Source organism: Streptomyces sp. NBC_00885 (assembly GCF_045207475.1).
In the GTDB taxonomy this organism is placed as follows: domain Bacteria; phylum Actinomycetota; class Actinomycetes; order Streptomycetales; family Streptomycetaceae; genus Streptomyces.
Map to the genome: position 1 here is coordinate 3,403,644 of NZ_CP108796.1, position 22,596 is coordinate 3,426,239.

Genomic DNA, 22,596 nt, shown 5'->3' on the forward strand with positions numbered 1-22,596 from the left:
GCTGATATCGATCACGGCTCACGATCCCGCGTTGACGTTGGAAAGGACGACGGCGGCGATCGCCAGGACGACGGAGCCTGCCAGCAGCGCGCTCAGGTAGGTCTGCACATTGCCGGTCTGGGCGCGGCGGACGGCCGCGCCGAGCCAGCGGGTTCCCGTGCCCGATCCGCGTACGTACGTCTCGACGACCTCGCGGTCCAGGAAGCTGACCAGCTGGGCTGCGGCCCGGACGGGCCGTACGAACAGTGCGGAGTAGACCGCGTCGACGTGGAAACCTGCGGCGGCGTGGCGGTGGAGCGGGCCGAGCAGAAGTCGGCCGGGGTCCGACTGGTCGGGGGCTGCCGCGATGTCGCCGTACGCGGGGGTGTGGGTCGCGATGGCCTCGGCCTCGGTGACCGACGGTGCCGCCTCCGGGTGGGCGGCGACGGCGCCCAGGGGAGCCCTGGCGATGGCTGCTCCCGCGCGGAACTGCAGGGCACGCCAGGTGCCGTAGGTGATCAGTCCACCGACGAGCGCGACACCCGTGCCGAGGACGGCGGTGGTGACGGTCGGGGTGAGGCTTTGGCCGTCGAACCAGTCGTCGAGATAGCCGATGGTCAGGCCGATGCCGAGAGAGGGGATGGAGAGCACCCAGAGCACCGCGTTCATGACGACGGGCTCGCGGCCGTGATCCGGGGCTTCGGCTCCGCGCCCGCGGAAGGCGAGCAGCCACAGGCGCATCGCGTACGCGGCGGTGAGAAGGGCGGCGATCAGGCCGGAGACCAGCACCGTCCAGCCGGCGGCGCCGGGGGCGATGTCGGATTCGCCGAGCGCCGCGTGCTCGGCGGCGACGAGGATGGCTTCCTTGGAGAAGAAACCCGCGAAGGGAGGGATGGCGGCGAGCGCGAGCAGGGCGACGGTCATCGTCCAGTACGCGTCGGGGATGCGCTTGGCGAGGCCGCTCATCCGGGACATGGCGGCCAGCGAGTTGGTGCCCGCGGCATGGATGATCACGCCCGCCGCAAGGAAGAGGAGCGCCTTGAACGCGCCGTGTGCAAGGAGGTGGAAGACGGCGGCACCACGGTTACCGACGGCCAGCGCGCCCGTCATATAGCCGAGTTGGCCGATGGTCGAGTAGGCGAGGACCCGCTTGATGTCGTCCTGGGCGAGAGCGGCGAGGCCCGAGCCGACCATGGTGACGGCGGCCATCACGGCGAGAACGATGAGTGCTGCCGCGGAGGCGGCGAAGACGGGAAGGAGCCGGGCCACGAAGTAGACACCGGCGGCGACCATGGTCGCGGCGTGGATCAGCGCGGAGACGGGGGTGGGGCCCGCCATCGCGTCGGGGAGCCAGGTGTGCAGCGGGAATTGGGCCGACTTGCCCGCCACACCCGCGAGGAGCAGCAGTGCGATCAGCGTCGGGTGATCGATTCCGCCGGCCGCGACGGAGCCGAGGATTCCGGTGATCTGGAAGGTTCCGGCGTCAGCGGCGAGCGCGAACAGACCGAAGAGGAAGGGGACATCGCCGAGCTTGGTGACCAGGAATGCCTTGAGGGAGGCGGCGCGCGCCTCGGGCGTCTCCCAGTAGTGGCCGACGAGGAAGTACGAGCAGATGCCCATGATCTCCCAGCCGACCATGAGCACCATCAGGTCGCCGGAGTAGACGACGAGCAGCATCGCGGAGGTGAAGAGGGAGACGAGAGCCGCGTACGAGGGGTAGCGCGGGTCCTCGCGCAGATAGCCCGTCGAGTAGATCTGCACGCACGAAGCGACTACGCCGACCAGGACCGCGACGAGGACAGCGAAGCCGTCGAGGTACAGGGCGAGGTCGATGGGGACCGACCCGGTGGGGGTGAGCTGGGTCGAGGCGACGATCGGCTTGTCCCCGCCCTGGCGGACGGCGACGAGGACGGCGATGGCTGCCGCGGCGAGGGTCGGCAGGACGGCAAGGGGCCGTACGAAACCGGGGGCTGTGCGGCCGAGGAGCAGTCCGGCCGCGGCGCCCAGGAACGGAAGGAGGGGGACGAGGACGGCGAGGGTCGTGGTGGTCACGCGGTGGCCTCGGCCTTCTGCGCCCGGGCGGCTGCGTCGGCGTCCGGGTCGTGGGGCTCGTCGTCGGGGCGCTCGGCGGTGTCGCGAAGCTTGTCGACGTCAGAGGTTCCGCGGTTGCGGTAGACCATCAGGACGATCGCCAGGCCGATTCCGATCTCCGCGGCGGCGATGGCGATGGTGAAAAGGGTGAGCGCCTGGCCGGCGTGCAGGGTGTCGCGCATCCACACGTCGAAGGCGACGAGGTTGAGGTTGACCGCGTTGAGCATCAGCTCGACGGACATCAGGACCAGGATCGCGTTGCGGCGCGCGAGCACTCCGTACAGCCCGACGGAGAAAAGGAGGACGGCGAGCACAGCGGGATAGACGAGGTGCATCAGCTCTTCCCCTCGGGAGCCTTGACGTCCTTGCGGGACAGGACGATCGCCCCGACGAGGGCGGCGAGCAGCAGTACGGAGAGCGCCTCGAACGGCAGCACCCAGTGCCGGAAGAGGATCTCGCCGGATACCTGGGTGGAGCCCTGGGAGGGTCCGTCCAGGTCGATCCAGGTCGTACGGAACGCGTCCACGACCACCCAGACCAGAGCGCCCGCGGCAGCGAGGGCGACCACGAGGGCGACCCAGCCGTTGCGGGAGTCGGCGTCCGGGGAGCGGCCGATGGGGGCCTTGGTGAGCATCAGCCCGAAGAGAAGGAGGACGACCACGGAACCGACATAGATCAGGACCTGCACCCAAGCGATGAACTCGGCCGTCAGCAGCAGGTATTCGACGGCGAGGCCGCCGAGGGCCACGACCAGCCAGAGGGCGGCGTGCACCAGCTGCTTGGTCGTGACCGTGATGGCGGCCGCGCCGAGGGTGGCGAGGCCGACGAGGAGAAAAGCGATCTCGACGCCGGTCGGGGAGAGGAAGCCGTGCGTTTCGGCTGCGGCGAGCATCATGCGGGACCTCCCTCGTCCGCGGGCGGTTCGGCCTGGGCGGCGGCGAGCTTTTCGACTGCCTTGCGGGCCGCGGCAATCTCCTTCGGCTCCTCGGCGCCCGGGTCGAGCGCGGGCGGCGCGGGCACCGTCCACATCCACTCGCGGAGCTTGTCCCGCTCATGGGTGAGTTCGCGGATGTCCGTCTCCGCGTACTCGAACTCCGGTGACCAGAACAGCGCGTCGAAAGGACAGACCTCGATGCAGATACCGCAGTACATACAGAGCGAGAAGTCGATGGCGAACCGGTCGAGGACGTTGCGGCTGCGCTCGCGGCCGCCCGGGGCCGCAGCCGGAATCGTCTCCTTGTGGGAGTCGATGTAGATGCACCAGTCGGGGCACTCGCGGGCGCACAGCATGCAGACCGTGCAGTTCTCCTCGAACAGGCCGATCACGCCACGGCTGCGAGGCGGGAGCTCGGGCTGGGTGTCGGGGTACTGCTGAGTGACGGTCTTCTTCGTCATCGTCCGCAGGGTGACGGCGAGGCCCTTCGCGAGGCCGGATCCGGGGATCGGAGGCATTACTGCATCACCACCTTCACGATGCCGGTGAGGGCGATCTGGGCGAGGGCGAGCGGGATGAGTGTGGTCCAGGCGAGTTTCTGCAGCTGGTCCTCACGCATCCGCGGATAGCTCACGCGCAGCCAGATGACGACAAAGGCGAGTACGGCGGTCTTGAGCAGAGTCCAGACCCAGCCGAGCCCGTCCGCCCCGAACGGGCCGTGCCAGCCGCCCAGGAAGAGGACGGTGGTCAGAGCGCACAGGACGACGATCCCCGCGTACTCGGCGAGGAGGAAGAGCGCGAAACGCAGGCCGGTGTACTCGGTGTACGCGCCGAAGATGATCTCGGAGTCGGCGATCGGCATGTCGAAGGGCGGACGCTGGAGTTCGGCGAGGCCCGCGGTGAAGAAGACCAGGGCGCCCACGATCTGCCAGGGCACCCACCACCACTCGAAGGCGTTCAGGATGCCCGGCAGCGAGACCGTGCCGGCCGCCATGGCGACGGAGGCGGCGGCGAGCAGCATCGGCAATTCGTACGCCAGCAGCTGCGCGGCGGTGCGCAGTCCACCCAGGAGGGAGAACTTATTGGCCGAAGCCCAGCCCGCCATGAGCGAGCCGAGCACCCCGACGCCCATCACGGCGAGCACGAAGAAGATGCCTGCGTCGACGACCTGACCGACCGCGCCCTCGCTCGGGCCGATGGGGATCGCGACCAGTACGAGCAGGTACGGGAGAAGGGCGACGGCGGGCGCGAGCTGGAAGATGCGGCGATCGGCACCGGCCGGGACCACGTCCTCCTTCTGCGCGAACTTCACGCCGTCCGCGACGAGCTGGGCCCAGCCGTGGAAGCCGCCCGCGTACATGGGGCCGAGGCGGCCCTGCATATGGGCCATCACCTTGTGTTCGGTCTGCCCGATGACGAGGGGCAGGACAAGGAAAACGGCGAGGATGACGACCAGCCGGAGGGCCACGTCGAGAGCGTCGTTCACGCGCTTCCTCCGGGGCGTTCGGCCGAGTCGTCCGAGTCGGTCGGGGCTTCGTCGGCCTCGGGCCGCTCGGGTTCGTCGGGGGTGGGTTCGGACGGGGCCGGCTCTTCGCCGGCGGGGGCTGCATGCGGCGCGGGGGCCACCTGCTCTTCGTCGGCGGGCGGCTCGGGTGCGGTGGGCGCCTGCGGCGCCTCGGTTCCGGCTGCTGGGGCGGGCTGCTTGGGCTCGGGCTCCGGCGGCGCCTCGTTCTCGGCTGCCGGGGCGGGCTGGTCCCGCTGCGGCTCAGACTCGGGTGCCGGGGGCGCTTCGGTCCCGGCCACCAGGGCTGGGGCGGGCTGCTTCGGCTCAGGCTCCGGCGCGGGCGTTGGGGGGCCCTCCGTCGGCCCGGGCTCAGCCGGTGCCGACTCGTCGAAGGCCGGGCGGGCGTGGTGCCAGGGGGCGTCCGGGGTGCCGGGGCGGGCTGCGGCGGCGGGCTGCTGGGAGGCCGAGCCCTCGGAAGCGGTGCGTGCCCGGCGGGGCCGGGCGGCCGGAGCGTCGGAAGTTTCCGCACCGGCCGTCACCTCGGGCACAGCCGCGGCCTGCGACGCCGAGCCCTCCGAGGCGCTGCGGGCACGGCGCGGCGGGCGTTCCACCGGCGCCGCCTCCTGCGAGGCCGAGCCCTCGGCGACGCTGCGGGTGCGGCGGGGCGGGCGTTCGCCGGGTGCGGCGGGCGCGCCTGCCGTGCGGGCTGCCCTCGCGGGGCGGGCCGGGGCAGGGGGAAGCTGGCCCTTGAGCGGGCCCCATTCGTTCGGGTCCGGGACGCCCGGCGGGAGCATCTGGCGGCGCTTGGGGCCGCCGTGTTCGGACTCCCCCGGCTCCTTCGCGCCCGGCCAGGCCTTCGCGACGCGGGCCGCCAGCACGAAGTCCTTGCGCAGCGGGTGCCCCTCGAAGCCCTCCGGGAGGAGCAGCGGGACGAGGTGCGGGTGATCGGTGAAGGTGACGCCGAACATCTCGTACGTCTCACGCTCGTGCCAGGCGGCGCCCGCGTAGACCTCGACAGCCGACGGGAGGGATGCAGCGGTGTGCGGAACGGTCGTACGGAGCAGCAGGCGGCGGACCCTGCCACCGCCCAGCGCGACGACATGCGCACAGACCCGGAAGCCCCTGCCCGGTTCGTCGACCGCGCTCAGCCAGTCGAAATACGTGCAGCCCAGCCCGTCGCGGGCGATCTCAAGCGCGGCGATCCAGGAGCCGGCGGGGACATCGACCGTGAGCAGGTCGTAGGCCCGCTCAGCAGTGGCTTCGTCGCCGAAGATCTCCGTAACGGCGTCGGGGAGTCGGTCGTAGGCGCTCACCGGTCACCTCCCGGCGCCGGCGGCGGGGTGACCAGACCGCTGCGCAGCTGATCGGCCGACGCCCGCGCGCCACCGTTTCCGTACCGCTCTCCGAGCGATTCGCGCGCGATCTTCTCCTGCAACTTCAGAATGCCCTGGAGCAGCGCCTCGGGCCGGGGCGGGCAGCCGGGCACATACACATCGACGGGGATGATCTGGTCGACGCCCTTGGTCACGGAGTACGAATCCCAGTACGGGCCGCCGCAGTTGGAGCAGGCACCGAAGGAGATCACGTACTTGGGCTCGGGCATCTGCTCGTACAGGCGCTTGACCGCCGGAGCCATCTTGTCCGTCACCGTGCCCGAGACGACCATCAGGTCGGCCTGGCGCGGGCCGGGCGCGAAGGGGATCACGCCGAGCCGGATGAAGTCGTGGCGCGCCATCGAGGCCGCGATGAACTCGATCGCACAGCAGGCGAGCCCGAAGTTGAAGACCCAGAGGCTGTAGCGGCGACCCCAGTTGAGGACCACCTTCATGGGCTCCGGGGCCAGGCGTGACAGTACGCCCAGGCGTTGTGGCTCCGGCAGGAGCACGGGCTGGGCCTCGGGCCGGGTCACGTCCATGCCAGGACGCCCTTCTTCCATGCGTAGAGCAGTCCCACGGCCAGGAAGCCGAGGAAGATGAACATCTCCACAAGCGTCGTCGCGCCGTATCCCGCCGCGGCGAAGACCGTGGCCCACGGGAAGAGGAAGATCGAGTCGACGGCGAAGATCACGTACAGAAAGGCATACACGTAGTAGCGAACCTGGGTGTGCGCCCAGCCCTCACCCACGGGGTCGACGCCGCACTCGTACGTCAGCATCTTTTCCCGCGTGGGCACCACGGGCCGCAGCAGCCGGCCCGCCCCGAAGGCCACGGCCACGAACAGCACGCCGATCAACGCGAGCAGTCCGACGACCGAATAGCTCTCGAAATAGTCCGCCGCGAGCACGGCCACGGTCGGTTCCGGCACGTCTGCCCCTCGCTCCCTGAACCTCGTTGGCGATCTGACCGATCTGTTCGATCTGTTCGACGATCTATCTCTACGCACGGGAGTCTAGGCCCTGCTAAAGGGACCGTAAGCAGTCGAGTCGCACATCAGGTGGGGTTATCCCTACTACATCCCACCCATGAACCCCATGGCGTGCGGCAACCCGGCCCGGCAGGCTTGGCGCCATGACCGCGAGCATCACCGCACCCGACGACGACCGGCCGCCGGCCGCGCGCTTCGCCTTCGACCGCCACACCTGGAAGGAGATCGCCCATCTCCTCGCCAATCTGCCCGCCGCGCTGATCGGCTTTGTGTACGTGGCGGTCATGATCTCCACAGGTGCGGGGCTGTCAGTGACCGTGATCGGTCTGCCGCTCCTCGCCCTCGGGCTCGCGGGTGCGCGCCTGCTCGGCCGGTCGGAACGGGGCCGGGCGCGGGCGCTGCTCGGCGTACGGATCGACGAGCCGAGCCCCTTGCACGGCCCGCACCGCCGGGACGGGCTGTTTCCCTGGCTGTGGGCAAGCCTCAAGGATCCGGTGGCCTGGCGGTCGGTGCTGTACTCCTTCATACGGCTGCCGTGGGGCGTACTGACCTTCACCGTGACGCTGGTCAGCCTGTTCGTGCTCTGGCCCGTACTTCCCTTCATCGCGCGCGGCCTGGCCAACGCGGACCGGGCGATGGTCCGCGGACTGCTCGCGCCCTCCGACGAGCTGGAGCGGCGCATCGCGGAACTGGAGTCGGACCGGGGGGTCGTCGTCGACACGGCCGCCGCGGATCTGCGGCGTATCGAGCGGGATCTGCACGACGGGGCGCAGGCGCGGCTCGTGGCCCTCGCGATGGGGCTCGGCCTCGCGAAGGAGAAGCTCCTGGAGGACCCCGACACGGCGGCGGCGATGGTGGACGAGGCGCACGGCGAGGTGAAGCTCGCGCTGCAGGAGTTGCGCGATCTGGCGCGCGGGATCCATCCCGCCGTACTGACCGACCGCGGGCTCGACGCGGCGCTCTCGTCCGTCGCCTCCCGCTGCACGGCGCCGGTCAAGGTGACCGTCGACCTGACGGAGAGGCCTGCCGCGGCGATCGAGGGCATCGCCTACTTCACCGTCTCCGAGCTCCTGCAGAACGTCAGCAAGCACGCGCAGGCGAAGAGCGTCGCCGTGGATGTGTGGCGGGCGAACGACCGGCTGCTGATCCAGGTCACCGACGACGGGCGCGGGGGCGCACGGCTGGACGGAGGCACGGGCATGTCCGGCCTGGCGGAGAGGCTGGGGGCGGTGGACGGGCTGTTCGTGCTGGACTCGCCGGTGGGGGGGCCGACGGTGGTGACGGCGGAGCTGCCGTGGAGGAGGCGGGCGGAGGGGTGAGGCGGGGGTTGTTCCCCCACCCCGCCCCTTCCCCAAACTGGGGCTTCGCTCCAGACCCCTGGGGGTGTGGCGGGGGCCGGCGCCCCCGCACCCCCGCTGCTCCGACGGCTTCGCCGCGGACCGGGACACCACGCGGGGTTGACCCCGCAGAGGTGCTCGCCTGCGGGAGCCGTGCCCGGCGCGGGTCTGGCGCTACGTGGGCCGGGCCGCGCCGCCCCAGCGCGGAGCAGTAGGAGACTCACGCCCCCCACGCCCCCAACCTCCAGCGGCTCCGCCGCGGGAATGAACAGGGGCCGACGCCCCGAGCCCTAGCTTGCCGGCAGCTCCCGCCGCGGGCCCGGCGCAGGTCGGGCGCTAGGCAGGACGGCCCGCGCCGCCCCGGCGCCCCACGCCCCGGGCTCCAGCGGCTACGCGGGTCCAGCCCCCGCCGCCCCGGCGCCGAGCAGCAAGTGCGGGCTGCTGCCCCGCGCCCCGGCGCGGAGCAGCAGGTAGGGGCTGACGCCCCCGACCTCCAGCGGCTCCGCCGCGGAGAATGAACAAGGCCCGACGCCCCGACCCTGCGCCTGCGGGCAGCTCCGCGCCGCGGGCCCGGCCCCCGTGGACCGCCACCCCCAAACCCCCACGGTAGGGAAAACCCCCCTCCCAACACGGTGCCCCTCCTCATGGCGCCCCCGCTCCCCCGGACCCACGCTTGACCCATGACAGCCCGCATCGCAGAACGGACGACCCCGATGGCCACCGAATACGGATCCGAGCGCCGGGAGCACTTCCTCCCCGCCGCTCTGCGCGCGCCGCTCGAAGGGCGGACATGGCGGGAGTTCGGCTATCTGCTGCTGAGTCTGCCGATCAGCATCGTCTTCTTCACCTTCGCCGTCGCCGGCGTCTCGCTCGGCGCGGGCCTGCTCATCACCTTCCTCGGGATTCCGGTCCTGGCCGCCGGGCTCGCCGGGTGCCGGGGGCTCGGGGCGATGGAGCGGGCGCGGGCGCGAGGGCTGCTGGGGCTGGAGGTCGGGAATCCGGAGCCGATACGGGCCCGGAAGGGCGGGCTGATGTCCTGGGTCGGCGCCGTCCTCAAGAGCGGGGCGTCCTGGCGGCATCTGCTCTACGCGCTGCTGCACTTCCCGTGGGCGATCTTCGCCTTCGTCGTCTCGGTCACCTTCTGGGTGAACGCCTGGGCCCTGCTCACGTATCCGTTGTGGCACTGGACCTTCCCGCGCTACCTCGACCAGCCGGGCATCTCGCTCTACGGCGACAGCGACGGCAACCAGCTCTATATCGACACCCCCTTCGAGATCGGCTCCACCGCCGCCGTCGGCCTGGTGCTGGTCCTCGTGACTCCTTGGGTGATCCGCGCTCTCGTCTCCTTCGACCGGGTCATGGTCACCGGTCTGCTCGGCCCCTCCACGCTGGCCACCCGCGTCGTCGAGCTGGAGTCGGACCGCGGCGTGGTCGTCGACACGGCGGCCGCAGATCTGCGGCGTATCGAGCGCGACCTGCACGACGGCGCCCAGGCCCGCCTCGTCGCCCTGGCCATGGATCTGGGGCTCGCCAAGGAGAAACTGGCCGAGGATCCGGACGCGGCCGCGCGCATGGTGGACGAGGCGCACGGCGAAGTGAAGGTGGCGTTGCAGGAGCTGCGCGATCTGGCGCGCGGGATCCATCCCGCCGTACTGACCGACCGCGGGCTGGACGCCGCCCTCTCCGCCGTCGCCTCGCGCTGCACGGTCCCGGTGACCGTCGAGGTGGACCTGCCATCGAGGCCCGCCCCCGCCATCGAGGGGATCGCCTATTTCACGGTCTCCGAGCTGCTGCAGAACGTCAGCAAGCACGCGCAGGCGAGCCGCGCCACGGTCGACGTCTGGCGCTCCCAGGACCGCCTGATGCTGCAGGTCACCGACAACGGCCGTGGCGGCGCCGACCTCAGTGCGGGCAGCGGTCTTGCGGGCCTGGCGGAGCGGCTGGACGCGGTGGACGGGATCCTGGCTCTGGACTCCCCGGCCGGCGGTCCGACGACGGTGACCGCCGAGCTTCCCTGGCGTGGCTGATCTGCCCCCAATCTCCCGATCCGTCGATTCTCCCGGCCAGGGCACAGTCGGGTCCCATACTGGGATGCTTGTAGGTGCACGGGTGGGACACAGATCGACATGGGGGCTTCAGGGTTGTGGAGGACAGGGTGCGGGTGGTCATCGCCGAGGACTCAGTGCTGCTTCGGGAGGGCCTGACCCGGCTGCTGACCGACCGCGGGCACGATGTGGTGGCCGGCGTGGGGGACGCCGAGGCGCTGATCAAGACGATCGGTGACCTCGCGGCGCAGGAGTCGCTGCCCGATGTCGTGGTCGCCGACGTGCGGATGCCGCCCACGCATACGGATGAGGGTGTACGGGCGGCGGTGCAGCTGCGCCGGGAGCATCCGGGGATCGGGGTGCTGGTCCTTTCGCAGTACGTCGAGGAGCAGTACGCCACCGAGCTGCTGGCGGGCAGCAGCCACGGCGTGGGCTATCTGCTCAAGGACCGGGTGGCCGAGGTGCGTGAGTTCGTGGACGCCGTGGTGCGGGTGGCCCGGGGCGGCACCGCGCTGGACCCCGAGGTCGTCGCGCAGCTGCTGGGCCGCAGCCGTAAGCAGGATGTGCTGGCCAATCTCACCCCGCGCGAGCGTGAGGTCCTGGGCCTGATGGCCGAGGGGCGGACGAATTCAGCGATCGCCAAGCAGCTGGTGGTGAGCGACGGCGCGGTGGAGAAGCATGTCAGCAACATCTTTCTGAAGCTCGGACTGTCCCCCAGCGACGGGGATCACCGGCGTGTACTGGCGGTGTTGACCTACCTGAACTCGTAATTGGCTGACACTCTGTCAGGTATCGAGCGGGTCGTTAGTCCCAGAACCAAAGTATGAATGGGGAGCGTCTTACAGGAAGGACCCGGGGGCGAAGCAAAAGATGGCAAACCAGGGCGCCGGGGTGTCTCACAAGGACGTCCGGCATATGAGCGGTCCAGGGAAGGCCACCCTTACGGACGTAGGGTGGCTAATGGGACGGCCGGTGGGCCGACCGGGCCCGAGCAGCCGCCTCGAGGGAGGTCCAGTTCAGTGACCAGCCAGGTCAGTAGCCCAGCCGAGCAGGCCGATGAGGCCGATGACGAGTCCAATGAGGCTCTTGTCGGGGAACAGCGCAAGCCCGCCGGCGACAAGGAGATCCGCCGACTGGACCGGGTGATCATCCGCTTCGCGGGTGACTCCGGTGACGGTATGCAGCTCACGGGTGACCGGTTCACCTCGGAGACGGCGTCGTTCGGGAACGACCTGTCGACGCTGCCGAACTTCCCCGCCGAGATCCGGGCCCCGGCAGGCACCCTGCCCGGCGTTTCCAGCTTCCAGCTGCACTTCGCCGACCACGACATCCTCACCCCCGGCGACGCGCCGAACGTGCTGGTGGCGATGAACCCGGCCGCCCTGAAGGCCAACATCGGAGACGTGCCGCGCGGCGGCGAGATCATTGTCAACACGGACGAATTCGCCAAGCGGGCGATGGCCAAGGTCGGCTACGACACCTCCCCGCTGGAGGACGGCTCGCTGGACGCCTACCACGTCCACCCCGTGCCGCTGACGACGATGACGATCGAGGCGCTCAAGGACTTCGGGCTGTCCCGCAAGGAGGCCGAGCGCAGCAAGAACATGTTCGCGCTGGGGCTGCTGTCGTGGATGTATCACCGCCCCACCGAGGGCACCGAGACGTTCCTGCGGACCAAGTTCGCCAAGAAGCCCACCATCGCGGAGGCGAACATCGCCGCGTTCCGGGCGGGCTGGAACTTCGGCGAGACGACCGAGGACTTCGCCGTGTCCTACGAGGTCGCCCCGGCCAGCACGGCCTTCCCGACCGGCACGTACCGCAATATCTCCGGGAATCTGGCCCTGTCCTACGGGCTGATCGCCGCGAGCAAGCAGGCCGACCTGCCGCTGTATCTGGGCTCGTACCCGATCACGCCGGCCTCCGACATCCTGCACGAGCTGTCCAAGCACAAGAATTTCGGCGTACGCACCTTCCAGGCCGAGGACGAGATCGCCGGGATCGGTGCGGCGCTGGGCGCGGCGTTCGGCGGGGCGCTGGGGGTGACCACCACTTCCGGACCGGGTGTGGCGCTGAAGTCGGAGACGATCGGGCTTGCGGTCTCGCTGGAGCTGCCGCTGCTGGTGGTGGACATTCAGCGCGGCGGGCCCTCCACCGGGCTGCCGACCAAGACCGAGCAGGCTGATCTGCTGCAGGCGATGTTCGGCCGCAATGGTGAGGCGCCGGTGCCGATCGTGGCGCCGCGGACCCCGGCGGACTGTTTCGACGCCGCCCTGGAGGCCGCCCGGATCGCCATCACCTACCGGACCCCGGTGATGCTGCTGTCGGACGGCTATCTTGCCAACGGCTCCGAGCCGTGGCGGATCCCCGACGTGGACGAGCTGCCCGATCTGCGGGTGCAGTTCGCCACCGGCCCCAACCACACCCTGCCTGACGGCAGCGAAGTCTTCTGGCCCTACAAGCGCGACCCCAAGACGCTGGCGCGGCCGTGGGCGGTGCCCGGCACACCCGGGCTGGAGCACCGGGTCGGCGGGATCGAGAAGCAGGACGGCACCGGCAACATCTCCTACGACCCGGCCAACCACGACTTCATGGTCCGTATCCGCCAGGCCAAGATCGACGGCATCGAGGTCCCGAACCTGACCGTGGACGACCCGGACGCGGCCCGCACCCTGGTGCTCGGCTGGGGCTCCACCTACGGCCCCATCACCGCCGCCGTCCGCCGCCTGCGCGCCGCCGGACTGCCCATCGCCCAGGCTCATCTTCGCCACCTCAACCCCTTCCCGAGGAATCTCGGAGAGGTTCTGGGGCGTTACGAGAAGGTAGTGGTACCGGAGATGAACCTCGGCCAGCTCGCCACCCTGATCCGGGCGAGGTATCTGGTCGACGCGCACAGCTACAACCAGGTCAACGGCATGCCGTTCAAGGCCGAGCAGCTGGCCACGGCTCTGAAGGAGGCCATCAATGACTGAGGCGCTCTCACTGGTGCCCAAGGCCGAGGCCAAGCAGTCCATGAAGGACTTCAAGTCCGACCAGGAGGTGCGATGGTGCCCGGGCTGCGGTGACTACGCGATCCTCGCCGCCGTGCAGGGCTTCATGCCCGAGCTCGGCCTGGCGAAGGAGAACATCGTCTTCGTCTCCGGGATCGGCTGCTCCTCCCGCTTCCCGTACTACATGAACACCTACGGGATGCACTCCATCCACGGCCGCGCCCCCGCGATCGCCACGGGCCTGGCCTCCTCGCGGCGGGACCTGTCGGTGTGGGTGGTCACCGGCGACGGCGACGCGCTGTCCATCGGCGGCAACCACCTCATCCACGCCCTGCGCCGCAACGTGAACCTGAAGATCCTCCTGTTCAACAACCGGATCTACGGCCTCACCAAGGGCCAGTACTCCCCGACCTCCGAGGTCGGCAAGATCACCAAGTCGACGCCTATGGGCTCCCTGGACGCCCCCTTCAACCCGGTGTCGCTGGCGATCGGTGCCGAGGCCTCGTTCGTCGCCCGCACCATCGACTCCGACCGCAAACACCTCACCGAGGTACTGCGCCAGGCCGCCGACCACCAGGGCACGGCGCTGGTGGAGATCTACCAGAACTGCAACATCTTCAACGACGGCGCCTTCGAGGCCCTCAAGGACAAGCAGCAGGCCGAAGAGGCCGTCATCCGCCTCGAACACGGACAGCCCATCCGCTTCGGCACGGAGAACGACAAGGGCGTCATCCGCGACCGGGCCACCGGCGACCTGAAGGCCGTCCACATCACGTCCGAGAACGAGTCGCAGATCCTCGTCCACGACGCGCACAACCCCAGCCCCACCACCGCCTTCGCGCTGTCCCGCCTCGCCGACCCCGACACCCTGCACCACACGCCGATCGGCGTGCTGCGCAGCGTGGAGCGGCCCGTCTACGACACCCAGATGTCCGACCAGCTCGACACCGCCATCGAGCAGAACGGCAAGGGCGACCTCGCCGCCCTCCTCGCCGGCAACGACACCTGGACGGTCGTCGGCTGACCTGCCGCTGAGCCACCAGGGCCCGGATCTCCCCTCAGGAGGTCCGGGCTTCGTCGTACGCGGTGCGCGCGGCAAGGACCTCGTCCGTCCGCTTCTCCGTCCAGCGGGCCAGGCCCCACACCTGCTCGGCGGCCTCCCTGCCGAGCTCGGTCAGCGAATAGTCGACGCGCGGCGGGATCACCGGCTTGGCATCGCGGTGCACGAAGCCGTCGCGCTCCAGCGTCTGGAGCGTCTGGGCGAGCATCTTCTCGCTGACGCCGCCGACCTCGCGGCGCAGCTCACTGAAGCGGTACGAGCGCTCCAGCAGTGCGGCGAGAACGAGCACGCCCCAGCGGCTGGTGACGTGCTCAAGGATCAGACGCGAGGGGCACATCGCCTGATTGACGTCGGGGTCTCTCCTTACGGCCATGCCAGTACCTTACTTCAAAGTGGGTACTTTCCAATAGTTAGCGCCCGCCCTAGGGTGAGCTCTGGAACCCCGCCGAACAAGGAGAAATCACCCATGAGCATCGTCGTCACCGGAGCCACCGGAGCCCTCGGCCGTCTCGTCATCGACGAGCTGCTCGCCCTCGTCCCCGCCGAGCAGCTGGCCGCCGTCGTCCGCAACAAGGAGAAGGCCGCGGATCTCGCGGCGCGCGGCATCGAGCTGCGTATCGCCGACTACAGCGAGCCCGAATCGCTGGCCGGGGCCTTCCGCGCCGGCGACCGGGTGCTGCTGATATCCGGCAGCGAAATCGGCCGGCGGGTGCCGCAGCACGCCGCCGTGATCGACGCGGCGAAGGCGGCGGGCGTCGCTCAGCTCGCGTACACAAGCGTGCTGGGCGGGCCCGGCGCCGACTTCAGGCTGGCAGCCGAGCACCACGTCACCGAGCAGGCGATCGTCGACTCCGGACTGCCGTACACCCTCCTGCGCAACGGCTGGTACACCGAGAACTACACCGAGCACCTCGCCCCCGTCCTGGAGCACGGCGCCGTCTTCGCCAGCGCCGGTGAGGGCCGGATCGCCTCCGCCTCCCGCGCCGACTACGCGGCAGCCGCGGCGGCCGCGCTGACCGGCGAGGGCCACCTGGGTGCGGCGTACGAACTGAGCGGCGACGTCGCCTGGTCCTTCGCGGAGTACGCCGCCGAGCTCTCCCGGCAGACCGGCCGGACGATCACCTACAACAACGTCCCCGCCGAGGCGCACCTGGAGATCCTGACGGGCGCCGGGCTGCCCGAGCCGCTCGCCGAGATCTTCGTCGACGTCGACGCGGCGGTCGGGCGCGGGCTGCTGGCGGGCACGTCGGGCGACCTGGCGCGGCTGGCCGGGCGCCCCACGACTCCGCTCGCCGACTCGGTCGCGGCGGCACTCGCCGCGTCGTAGCCATCCATGATCCGTCATGACCGTATGGCGATACGGACATGACTGAACGGCCTTGTGCGGCGTACCTTCGACGGGATATTGCGCGCGTGGGCGGAGGGGCCAGTGAAGTCGGACGCTGAACAGCGGGCAGGACTGCTGTACGGGATCGGGGCCTACGGAATGTGGGGCCTGGTCCCGCTCTTCTGGCCACTGCTGAAGCCGGCCGGAGCGCTGGAGATCCTCGCCCACCGGATGGTCTGGTCGCTGGCCGTCGTCGGCATCGCGCTGGTGGCGCTGAAGCGGTGGGGCTGGATTCGGGAGCTGATACGTCAGCCCCGCAAGCTGGCCCTCATCTCGGTCGCCGCGTCGGTGATCACCGTCAACTGGGGCCTCTACATCTGGGCGGTGAACTCCGGCCATGTCGTCGAGGCCTCGCTCGGCTACTTCATCAACCCGCTGGTCACCATCGCGATGGGCGTCCTGCTGCTCAAGGAGCGGCTGCGTCCGGCGCAGTGGGCGGCGGTCGGCACCGGCTTCGCGGCGGTGCTCGTCCTGGCGATCGGCTACGGGCAGCCGCCGTGGATCTCCCTGACGCTGGCCTTCTCCTTCGCGACGTACGGCCTGGTCAAGAAGAAGGTCAACATCGGCGGTCTGGAGTCGCTGGCCGCCGAGACCGCGATTCAGTTCCTCCCCGCGCTCGGCTTTCTGCTGTGGCTGGGGGCGGACGGCTCCGCCTCCTTCGGCTCGCACGGCGCGGGCCATGCGGCGCTGCTGGCCGCGACGGGTGTCGTGACGGCGGCGCCGCTGGTCTGCTTCGGCGCGGCGGCGATCCGGGTGCCGCTCTCCACGCTGGGGCTGCTGCAGTATCTGGCGCCGGTCTTCCAGTTCCTGCTGGGGATCCTGTACTTCCACGAGGCGATGCCTGCCGAGCGGTGGGCGGGCTTCGCGCTGGTGTGGCTGGCGCTGACGTGCCTGACCTGGGACGCGCTACGGACGGCACGGCGCACGAGGGCGGACGCGCTGCGGCTGGCCGCGGCGGCGGCCCCGTCCCGGGCGTCGCAGGTCCCCACGCCTCAGTCTCCACAGCCGGAGGCGGAACCTACGGCCTGAGACTCAGGCCACGCCCAGGGCGTCGCTGACCTCGACCATCACGGCCTTCCAGTGCGCGCGCTGCCGCTCGCGCTCCTCCGCGTCCGCGAGACGCTCCTGGTGGAAGCGGAGCACGGCCCTGCCCTCCCCGGACGCCGAGACCGCGACCTGGAGGGTGCTCGTGCCGTACGTCAGCCGGACCCGGTCACCGGGCCGGTAGCTGCGCACCTCACCGGCGATCCCGTCCCCCGTCTCGTACGACTCCCCCTTCGCGGTGGGCAGCCGGACATCCTCGCCGAGCCAGAGGGCGACGCCTTCGGGGCTCGCGATGAACTCCCATACGGCGGCCACCGGGAGGGGCAGGGTCCTGGACACGCCGATCTCCCAGCCGGCGTCCTGCGTCAGTCCTCGTGGCATGGTTCGGCCTCCTTCGTGGCGGACGCGGTGCGCCCGGACCTTGTTGCGGTTGCCGCACCGTTCCATGGCGCACCAGCGCCGTCGGCCCGGGCGTGAGGTGTCGACGAAGAGCAGATAGCAGTTGTGCGAGCCGCATTCGCGGATGCGGTGTGCGTACGGACCGGTGAAGAGGTCCACCGCATCGCGCGCCACGGCGGACAGCAGCTGGGTGCCGGTGGCCCCGGGCGCCCAGTCGCGCCCGCCCCGGTCGGTTATCCGGGGCGCGGGCGGGGTCTGCGCCGCCGCCTCGTTGACCACTGCCAGGTCGGCGGGGCTCGTGGCGCGGCCGTGTACCCGCGCCGAGGCAAGCCGCCACAGTGCGTCCCGGAGTGCCCGCGCGGCCCACAGCTCGTCCGGCGCGACGACCGGCTCAAGACCGTCCGGCAGCCGGCTCTCGCCCGCCCAGCGCACCAGGTCGGCGGGCTCGTGCAGCACCTCGTACCGCGCGAAGTCGCCGGGTCCGCCGGTCGTCAGCAGCTCAAGGCAGAGCGCGCCGGGGTCGAAACGAAAGCGACGCCCGTCCGGCGTATGCAGGGTCAGTCCTCTTGCAGCCTCGCTCACGTAACCACTATAAGTGGTTAGCATGACCCTGCACTGGAAACTGGTCGTCGATACCTCCGACCCGCACGCCCAGGCGGACTTCTGGGCCGAAGCCCTCGGCTACGAGGTCGAGGACAACAGCGCACTCATCGAGCGGCTGCGCGGATACGGGCAGTTGCCGGAAGAATCGACGGTCCAGTCGCACGGCCGGGACGCCTTTCGCGACTACGTCGCAGTCCGGCATCCGGACGATCCGTTCGACAAGGACACCGGGATGGGACGCGGGCGCCGGCTGCTCTTCCAGCGCGTCCCGGAGGCGAAGACGACCAAGAACCGGCTCCATCTCGACCTGCACGTCGGCGCGGAGCAGCGCGAGGCGGAGGTGGCACGGCTGGAGGGCCTGGGCGCGCGGGTCCTCTACCACGCGGACCAGCCGGAGGGCGTGTGGACGACGATGGCCGACCCGGAAGGCAATGAGTTCTGCGTGGAGTAATGGGGCGCGGATCCCGCTACTCCGGATCGTTCCAGGTGAAGGACTCCAGCCCCTCGCACTCCTCCTCGGCGTCCGTCCACCGGTGGCGGATACGACGTGTGCCCAGCGCGACGAGGCCAACCAGCAGACCCATCACACCCACGGTGATGAACACCGCCACCACACCGGCGCGCAGGAACATCTCGCCGAAGAGGGTCAGGATGACGAACGGGTCCAGGTTCATGCCGTCAGCTTGCGGCTCGGCGGCTTCTTCCGCTCCCGGCCTGCGGCCTCGTACCTGAACAGCGCCTCGGCATTGCCCATTCCGTGACCCGTATCAACCGTGTCGGCGCCGGATCGTCCGGCATGCGAACACCGCTGACCGGTTTCCGCCCTTGACGGTGAGTCAAACTCTCGCTGAACTCTCAGCACGCACTGCGCACCAACAGCTCCAACGCCCTGGGACCCGCCATCCCAGGGCGTCTCGCACGTTCCGTCCTGTCCCCGTTCGGAATTCGGAGCCCCCACACATGCCCCTGTCCTTGTCCAGACGGTCCCTGCCCATACGCACGGCCGCTGCCGCCGCGCTCGCCCTCGCCGGGCTGCTCGCATCCGCCGCGCCCGCGGCCACCGCGGCACCGGCGCCGGTGCTCGCCGCCCCCGACATACCCCTCGCCAACGTCAAGGCGCATCTCACCCAGCTCCAGTCGATAGCCACCGCCAACCGCGGCAACCGCGCCCACGGCCGCAGTGGCTACAAGGCGTCCATCGACTACGTGAAGGCCAAGCTGGACGCGGCCGGATTCACCACGTCCCTCCAGCAGTTCACCTCCAGCGGCGCCACCGGCTACAACCTGATAGCCGACTGGCCCGGCGGCGATCCCAATCAGGTCCTGATGGCGGGCTCCCACCTCGACTCCGTCACCTCCGGGCCCGGCATCAACGACAACGGCTCCGGCTCGGCGGCCGTCCTGGAGACCGCGCTCGCCGTCTCCCGCGCACAGTTCACCCCCCAGAAGCATCTGCGCTTCGGCTGGTGGGGCGCCGAGGAACTGGGCCTGGTCGGGTCGAGGTACTACGTCAACAACCTTCCCGCCGCGGAGCGTTCGAAGATCTCGGGCTATCTGAACTTCGACATGATCGGCTCGCCGAACCCCGGCTACTTCGTCTACGACGACGACCCGGCGATCGAGAAGACCTTCAAGGACTACTTCGCCGGACTGAGCATCCCCACCGAGATCGAGACCGAGGGCGACGGCCGCTCCGACCACGCGCCGTTCAAGAACGCGGGCGTCCCGGTCGGCGGCCTGTTCACGGGCGCCGACTACACCAAGACGGCGGCCCAGGCCCAGAAGTGGGGCGGCACGGCCGGCCAGGCCTTCGACCGCTGCTACCACTCCTCGTGCGACACGAGCGCGAACATCAACGACACCGCGCTGGACCGCAACAGCGATGCGATCGCGCACGCGATCTGGACGCTGTCCGCCGGGACGACCACCCCGCCGGGTGATGTGTACGAGTCCACGGCGGACGTGGCCATCCCGGACAACGGCGCGGCGGTCACCTCCTCGGTCAGCGTCACCGGCCGCACCGGCAACGCGCCGAGCACCCTCAAGGTCGGCGTGGACATCATCCACACCTGGCGCGGCGACCTCGTCGTCGATCTGCTCGCCCCGGACGGATCGGTCTACAACCTCAAGCCCTTCAGCGGTTCCGACTCCGCCGACAACGTCCAGGCCACGTACACCGTCAACGCCTCCTCCGAGGTCGCCAACGGCACCTGGAAGCTCCGCGTCCAGGACAAGGCCGCCTACGACACCGGCTACATCAACAGCTTCAAGCTCACCTTCTGAGAGGTCCCCGCGACCGCCACACTCCAGGGACTGCATGCGTGTGCATATACTTGCGCACGCATGCAGTCATCTTCGGAGTACGCGCGATCGGACGACGCGCAAGGCGCGCAAGGGGAAATGCCATGACCCGGACGTTCCTGTTCCTGCTGGGCAGCAGCCGCACCGGCGGCAACACCGAGACGCTGGCCCGCCTGGCCGCCGAACAGCTTCCGGCCGGGGCCGAGCAGCGCTGGCTGCGGCTGTCCGAGCTCCCCCTCGCGGATTTCGAGGACCTGCGCCACGAGGGCGACGGCACCTACCCCGCACCCACCGGGCATGCGGCAACCCTGCTGGACGCCACCCTGGAGGCAACCGACCTCGTCATCGCGTCCCCGCTGTACTGGTACAGCGTCTCGACCTCGGTCAAGCGCTATCTCGACCACTGGTCGGGCTGGCTGCGGGTGCCGGGCGCGGACTTCAGGGCGCGGATGGCCGGGCGGACGCTGTGGGGCGTCACCTCGTACGCGAGCACCGCCGACAAGGCCGAGCCGCTGATCGGCACCCTGCGCAACACCGCCGACTTCATGGGCATGCGCTTCGGCGGCGTCCTGCTCGGCAACGGCACCCGGCCGGGTCAGGTGGACAGCGACACGGACGCGACGGCCCGGGCCAAGGAGTTCTTCACGCCATGACGCCCGCGCCGATGCCGTTCAGGCCGTGACGTCCTTCGTCGTGAAGCGCGCCCAAGCCGCCGATCCGAAGACCGCCGCGTAGACCCCCTGCAGACCGAGGTTCTTCAGCACCTCGTCCCAGTACACCGGCTCTCGCAGCAGGTCCGCGAACGACAGCCAGTAGTGCGGGAAGAGATACGGATGGATCCCGTTCAGCTGCGGGATCGTGTCCAGGATCTGCACCGTGATCAGCAGTCCGACGGTCGTCGCCATCGCCGCGATGCCGCTGCCCGTCAGGGTCGAGACGAACAGGCCCAGTGCCGCGATCCCGGTCAGTGACGCGGCGACGACGACGGCGATCAGCCCGGCCCGCAGCAGCCCGTCCCCGAAGGAGATCCGGGTGCCGGAGATCGTCGTGACATCGCCGAGCGGGAAGAGCAGCGCCCCGACCGCGAGCGCGGACGCCGCCACGACCAGGGTCGCGACAAGGCAGAAGGCGCAGGCCGTGGCGTACTTGGCGAGCAGCAGCCGGGTCCGCCCGGCCGGGGCGACGAGCAGATAGCGCAGTGTTCCGGAGTTCGCCTCGCCCGCGATCGCATCGCCCGCCACGACGCCGATCGCCATCGGGAGGAAGACGGGCAGCGTCGCGGCGAGCGCGGCGAAGACCAGGAACAGGCCGTTGTTGGTGATCTGCGTGATGAACGCGGGCCCCTGGCCGCTGCCGCCGCCGGCCTGTCCGCCGTCGCTCGTCTCGATCCTGACGGCGATGCCGATCAGTACGGGAACGGCGGCCAGCACGCCCAGCAGGGCGAGTGTGCGCCAGCGCCGCAGTGTGGTGGTCAGCTCGGAGCGGAAGAGGCCGAGCGTCCACAGCGGGCTGCTCGTCCTTCTCCCTGCGGCCACTGCGAGCGTGTCAGCCTGCGACATCGAAGCCCTCCCCGGTCAGCGCGACGAAGGCGTCCTCGAGCGATGCCCGCTCGACCCCGAAGCCCCGTACCCGTACGCCTGCTTGGACCAGCGCCGCGTTGAGCTCCGCGAGGTCCTTGGCGGGCGGTTCTCCGGTCACCCTTTCGTCGGTCACGGCCAGATCGGTCACACCCTGCTCCTTGAGAATGCGCGCGGCATCGGCCGGGTCGGGGGTGGTGACCACCAGCCGCCCGAGCGCGCCCGCCGCGAGATCGGCGACCGGGCCCTGAGTGAGCAGCCGCCCCCTGGGCCATCACCGCCGCATGCGTACAGACCTGTTCGATCTCGTCGAGGAGATGGGAGGAGAGAAAGACCGTGGTCCCGTCGGCCGCCAACTCCCGTACCAGCGACCGGATCTCACGCATGCCCTGCGGGTCGAGGCCATTGGTCGGCTCGTCGAGCACCAGCAGTTTCCGCGGCTGCAGCAGCGCGGCCGCGAGTCCCAGCCGCTGTTTCATGCCCAGGGAGTACGCCTTGGCCTTCTTGCCCGCGGCCGGGGTCAGCCCGACCCGGTCCAGCGCGGCGGCGACGCGGCTGCGCCGGGTGCGCGGATCGGCGCTGGGGTCGGCGGAGTCGTAGCGCAGCAGATTGTCCCGGCCATTCAGGAACCCGTACAGCGCGGGCCCTTCGATCAGCGCGCCCACCTGCGGCAGTACGGTCCGAACGGCGCGCGGCATGGGTTTGCCGAGGACCGTGGCGCTGCCCGCGGTCGGCTCGATGAGCCCCATCAGCATCCGGATGGTGGTGGTCTTGCCGGAGCCGTTGGGCCCCAGGAACCCGAAGACGCTGCCGTCGGGCACGCTCAGATCGAGTCCGTCGACGGCCAACTGGCCGCCCCGGTACCGCTTGGTGAGCCCGTGCGTCTCGATGACGGCTGTCATTCCGGTCCCCCGTTTCGCTCGGTCAGCGGTCCGCCCCGCCGTATGGAGCGTACGGCGGGGCGGACTGTCAGCGCGTGTCGTG

The 22,596-nt window shown here is 70.2% G+C and carries 22 protein-coding genes and 2 pseudogenes; 10 read left to right on the forward strand and 14 right to left on the reverse strand.

Annotated elements, in window-relative coordinates; genetic code table 11:
• Positions 1-18: 18 nt before the first annotated feature.
• The 8 genes from OHA61_RS15170 to OHA61_RS15205 are packed head-to-tail and all read right to left on the reverse strand — an operon-like array spanning position 19 to position 6,812.
• Positions 19-2,031: an NADH-quinone oxidoreductase subunit L gene (locus OHA61_RS15170; protein WP_406303463.1), complete on the reverse strand. Its 2,013-nt coding sequence runs from the start codon at positions 2,029-2,031 to the stop codon at positions 19-21.
• On the reverse strand, positions 2,028-2,405 hold the full coding sequence (gene nuoK / locus OHA61_RS15175; protein ID WP_406303464.1) for an NADH-quinone oxidoreductase subunit NuoK: 378 nt from the start codon (positions 2,403-2,405) through the stop codon (positions 2,028-2,030). Before nuoK ends, OHA61_RS15170 begins: the two co-directional genes overlap by 4 nt.
• Positions 2,405-2,965 (reverse strand): NADH-quinone oxidoreductase subunit J, encoded by a 561-nt coding sequence (locus OHA61_RS15180; RefSeq protein WP_389373848.1) that lies wholly within the window; start codon positions 2,963-2,965, stop codon positions 2,405-2,407. The genes nuoK and OHA61_RS15180 overlap by 1 nt, the downstream gene beginning before the upstream one ends.
• The gene (locus OHA61_RS15185) at positions 2,962-3,522 is read right to left on the reverse strand and encodes an NADH-quinone oxidoreductase subunit I (RefSeq protein WP_361904228.1); all 561 of its coding nucleotides are present in this window, start codon (positions 3,520-3,522) and stop codon (positions 2,962-2,964) included. The genes OHA61_RS15180 and OHA61_RS15185 overlap by 4 nt, the downstream gene beginning before the upstream one ends.
• Positions 3,522-4,490, reverse strand: a complete 969-nt coding sequence (locus OHA61_RS15190; protein ID WP_406303465.1) for an NADH-quinone oxidoreductase subunit H — start codon at positions 4,488-4,490, stop codon at positions 3,522-3,524. Before OHA61_RS15190 ends, OHA61_RS15185 begins: the two co-directional genes overlap by 1 nt.
• Complete coding sequence (locus tag OHA61_RS15195; RefSeq protein ID WP_406303466.1) at positions 4,487-5,821, reverse strand: NADH-quinone oxidoreductase subunit C; 1,335 nt, start codon at positions 5,819-5,821, stop codon at positions 4,487-4,489. Before OHA61_RS15195 ends, OHA61_RS15190 begins: the two co-directional genes overlap by 4 nt.
• On the reverse strand, positions 5,818-6,423 hold the full coding sequence (locus OHA61_RS15200; RefSeq protein WP_406303467.1) for an NADH-quinone oxidoreductase subunit B: 606 nt from the start codon (positions 6,421-6,423) through the stop codon (positions 5,818-5,820). The genes OHA61_RS15195 and OHA61_RS15200 overlap by 4 nt, the downstream gene beginning before the upstream one ends.
• On the reverse strand, positions 6,414-6,812 hold the full coding sequence (locus tag OHA61_RS15205) for an NADH-quinone oxidoreductase subunit A (RefSeq protein WP_266479267.1): 399 nt from the start codon (positions 6,810-6,812) through the stop codon (positions 6,414-6,416). Before OHA61_RS15205 ends, OHA61_RS15200 begins: the two co-directional genes overlap by 10 nt.
• Positions 6,813-7,015: 203 nt before the next feature.
• Here OHA61_RS15205 and OHA61_RS15210 point away from each other — a divergent pair, with 203 nt between their 5' ends.
• The 5 genes from OHA61_RS15210 to OHA61_RS15230 all read left to right on the forward strand — a co-directional run bounded on the left by OHA61_RS15210 (position 7,016) and on the right by OHA61_RS15230 (position 14,265).
• A complete protein-coding gene (locus tag OHA61_RS15210) occupies positions 7,016-8,191 on the forward strand; it encodes a sensor histidine kinase (RefSeq protein WP_406303468.1) in 1,176 nt (391 codons plus the stop codon).
• Between the two features lie 731 nt (positions 8,192-8,922).
• Complete coding sequence (locus OHA61_RS15215) at positions 8,923-10,236, forward strand: sensor histidine kinase (RefSeq protein WP_406307368.1); 1,314 nt, start codon at positions 8,923-8,925, stop codon at positions 10,234-10,236.
• Between the two features lie 128 nt (positions 10,237-10,364).
• Positions 10,365-11,024: a response regulator transcription factor gene (locus tag OHA61_RS15220; protein WP_361914310.1), complete on the forward strand. Its 660-nt coding sequence runs from the start codon at positions 10,365-10,367 to the stop codon at positions 11,022-11,024.
• Positions 11,025-11,273: 249 nt separating this feature from the next.
• The gene (locus OHA61_RS15225) at positions 11,274-13,223 is read left to right on the forward strand and encodes a 2-oxoacid:acceptor oxidoreductase subunit alpha (RefSeq protein WP_406303469.1); all 1,950 of its coding nucleotides are present in this window, start codon (positions 11,274-11,276) and stop codon (positions 13,221-13,223) included.
• Positions 13,216-14,265 (forward strand): 2-oxoacid:ferredoxin oxidoreductase subunit beta, encoded by a 1,050-nt coding sequence (locus tag OHA61_RS15230; protein ID WP_406303470.1) that lies wholly within the window; start codon positions 13,216-13,218, stop codon positions 14,263-14,265. Before OHA61_RS15225 ends, OHA61_RS15230 begins: the two co-directional genes overlap by 8 nt.
• A 34-nt stretch (positions 14,266-14,299) precedes the next feature.
• Here the strand turns inward: OHA61_RS15230 and OHA61_RS15235 are convergent, their stop codons facing one another.
• Complete coding sequence (locus OHA61_RS15235) at positions 14,300-14,674, reverse strand: winged helix-turn-helix transcriptional regulator (RefSeq protein WP_406303471.1); 375 nt, start codon at positions 14,672-14,674, stop codon at positions 14,300-14,302.
• A 93-nt stretch (positions 14,675-14,767) separates the two neighbouring features.
• Here OHA61_RS15235 and OHA61_RS15240 point away from each other — a divergent pair, with 93 nt between their 5' ends.
• Positions 14,768-15,628 carry an SDR family oxidoreductase gene (locus OHA61_RS15240; RefSeq protein ID WP_406303472.1) on the forward strand — a complete coding sequence of 287 codons (861 nt, stop codon included), beginning with the start codon at positions 14,768-14,770 and terminating at the stop codon, positions 15,626-15,628.
• Between the two features lie 102 nt (positions 15,629-15,730).
• Entirely contained in the window at positions 15,731-16,717 is a 987-nt protein-coding gene (rarD, locus tag OHA61_RS15245; RefSeq protein WP_406303473.1) for an EamA family transporter RarD, read from the forward strand.
• 3 nt (positions 16,718-16,720) lie between these two features.
• Here the strand turns inward: rarD and OHA61_RS15250 are convergent, their stop codons facing one another.
• Complete coding sequence (locus tag OHA61_RS15250) at positions 16,721-17,113, reverse strand: SRPBCC domain-containing protein (RefSeq protein ID WP_406307369.1); 393 nt, start codon at positions 17,111-17,113, stop codon at positions 16,721-16,723.
• Positions 17,114-17,131: 18 nt separating this feature from the next.
• Positions 17,132-17,737, reverse strand: a pseudogene (locus OHA61_RS15255) (CGNR zinc finger domain-containing protein); the annotation flags it as partial.
• On the opposite strand from OHA61_RS15255, the gene OHA61_RS15260 reads away from it, so the two are divergent.
• On the forward strand, positions 17,736-18,185 hold the full coding sequence (locus OHA61_RS15260; protein ID WP_406303474.1) for a VOC family protein: 450 nt from the start codon (positions 17,736-17,738) through the stop codon (positions 18,183-18,185). The pseudogene OHA61_RS15255 and the gene OHA61_RS15260 sit on opposite strands and share 2 nt — an antisense overlap.
• 16 nt (positions 18,186-18,201) lie before the next feature.
• On the opposite strand, the gene OHA61_RS15265 is transcribed toward OHA61_RS15260, so the two are convergent.
• The gene (locus tag OHA61_RS15265) at positions 18,202-18,408 is read right to left on the reverse strand and encodes a hypothetical protein (protein WP_406303475.1); all 207 of its coding nucleotides are present in this window, start codon (positions 18,406-18,408) and stop codon (positions 18,202-18,204) included.
• Between the two features lie 286 nt (positions 18,409-18,694).
• Between OHA61_RS15265 and OHA61_RS15270 the strand changes: the two genes are divergently transcribed.
• Complete coding sequence (locus OHA61_RS15270) at positions 18,695-20,017, forward strand: M28 family peptidase (protein ID WP_406303476.1); 1,323 nt, start codon at positions 18,695-18,697, stop codon at positions 20,015-20,017.
• Between the two features lie 122 nt (positions 20,018-20,139).
• Positions 20,140-20,688: a flavodoxin family protein gene (locus OHA61_RS15275; protein ID WP_406303477.1), complete on the forward strand. Its 549-nt coding sequence runs from the start codon at positions 20,140-20,142 to the stop codon at positions 20,686-20,688.
• 18 nt (positions 20,689-20,706) lie between these two features.
• Here the strand turns inward: OHA61_RS15275 and OHA61_RS15280 are convergent, their stop codons facing one another.
• Entirely contained in the window at positions 20,707-21,594 is an 888-nt protein-coding gene (locus tag OHA61_RS15280; protein ID WP_406303478.1) for an ABC transporter permease, read from the reverse strand.
• Positions 21,581-22,514: pseudogene (locus OHA61_RS15285) on the reverse strand (ABC transporter ATP-binding protein). The gene OHA61_RS15280 and the pseudogene OHA61_RS15285 overlap by 14 nt, the downstream one beginning before the upstream one ends.
• Positions 22,515-22,596: the final 82 nt, after the last annotated feature.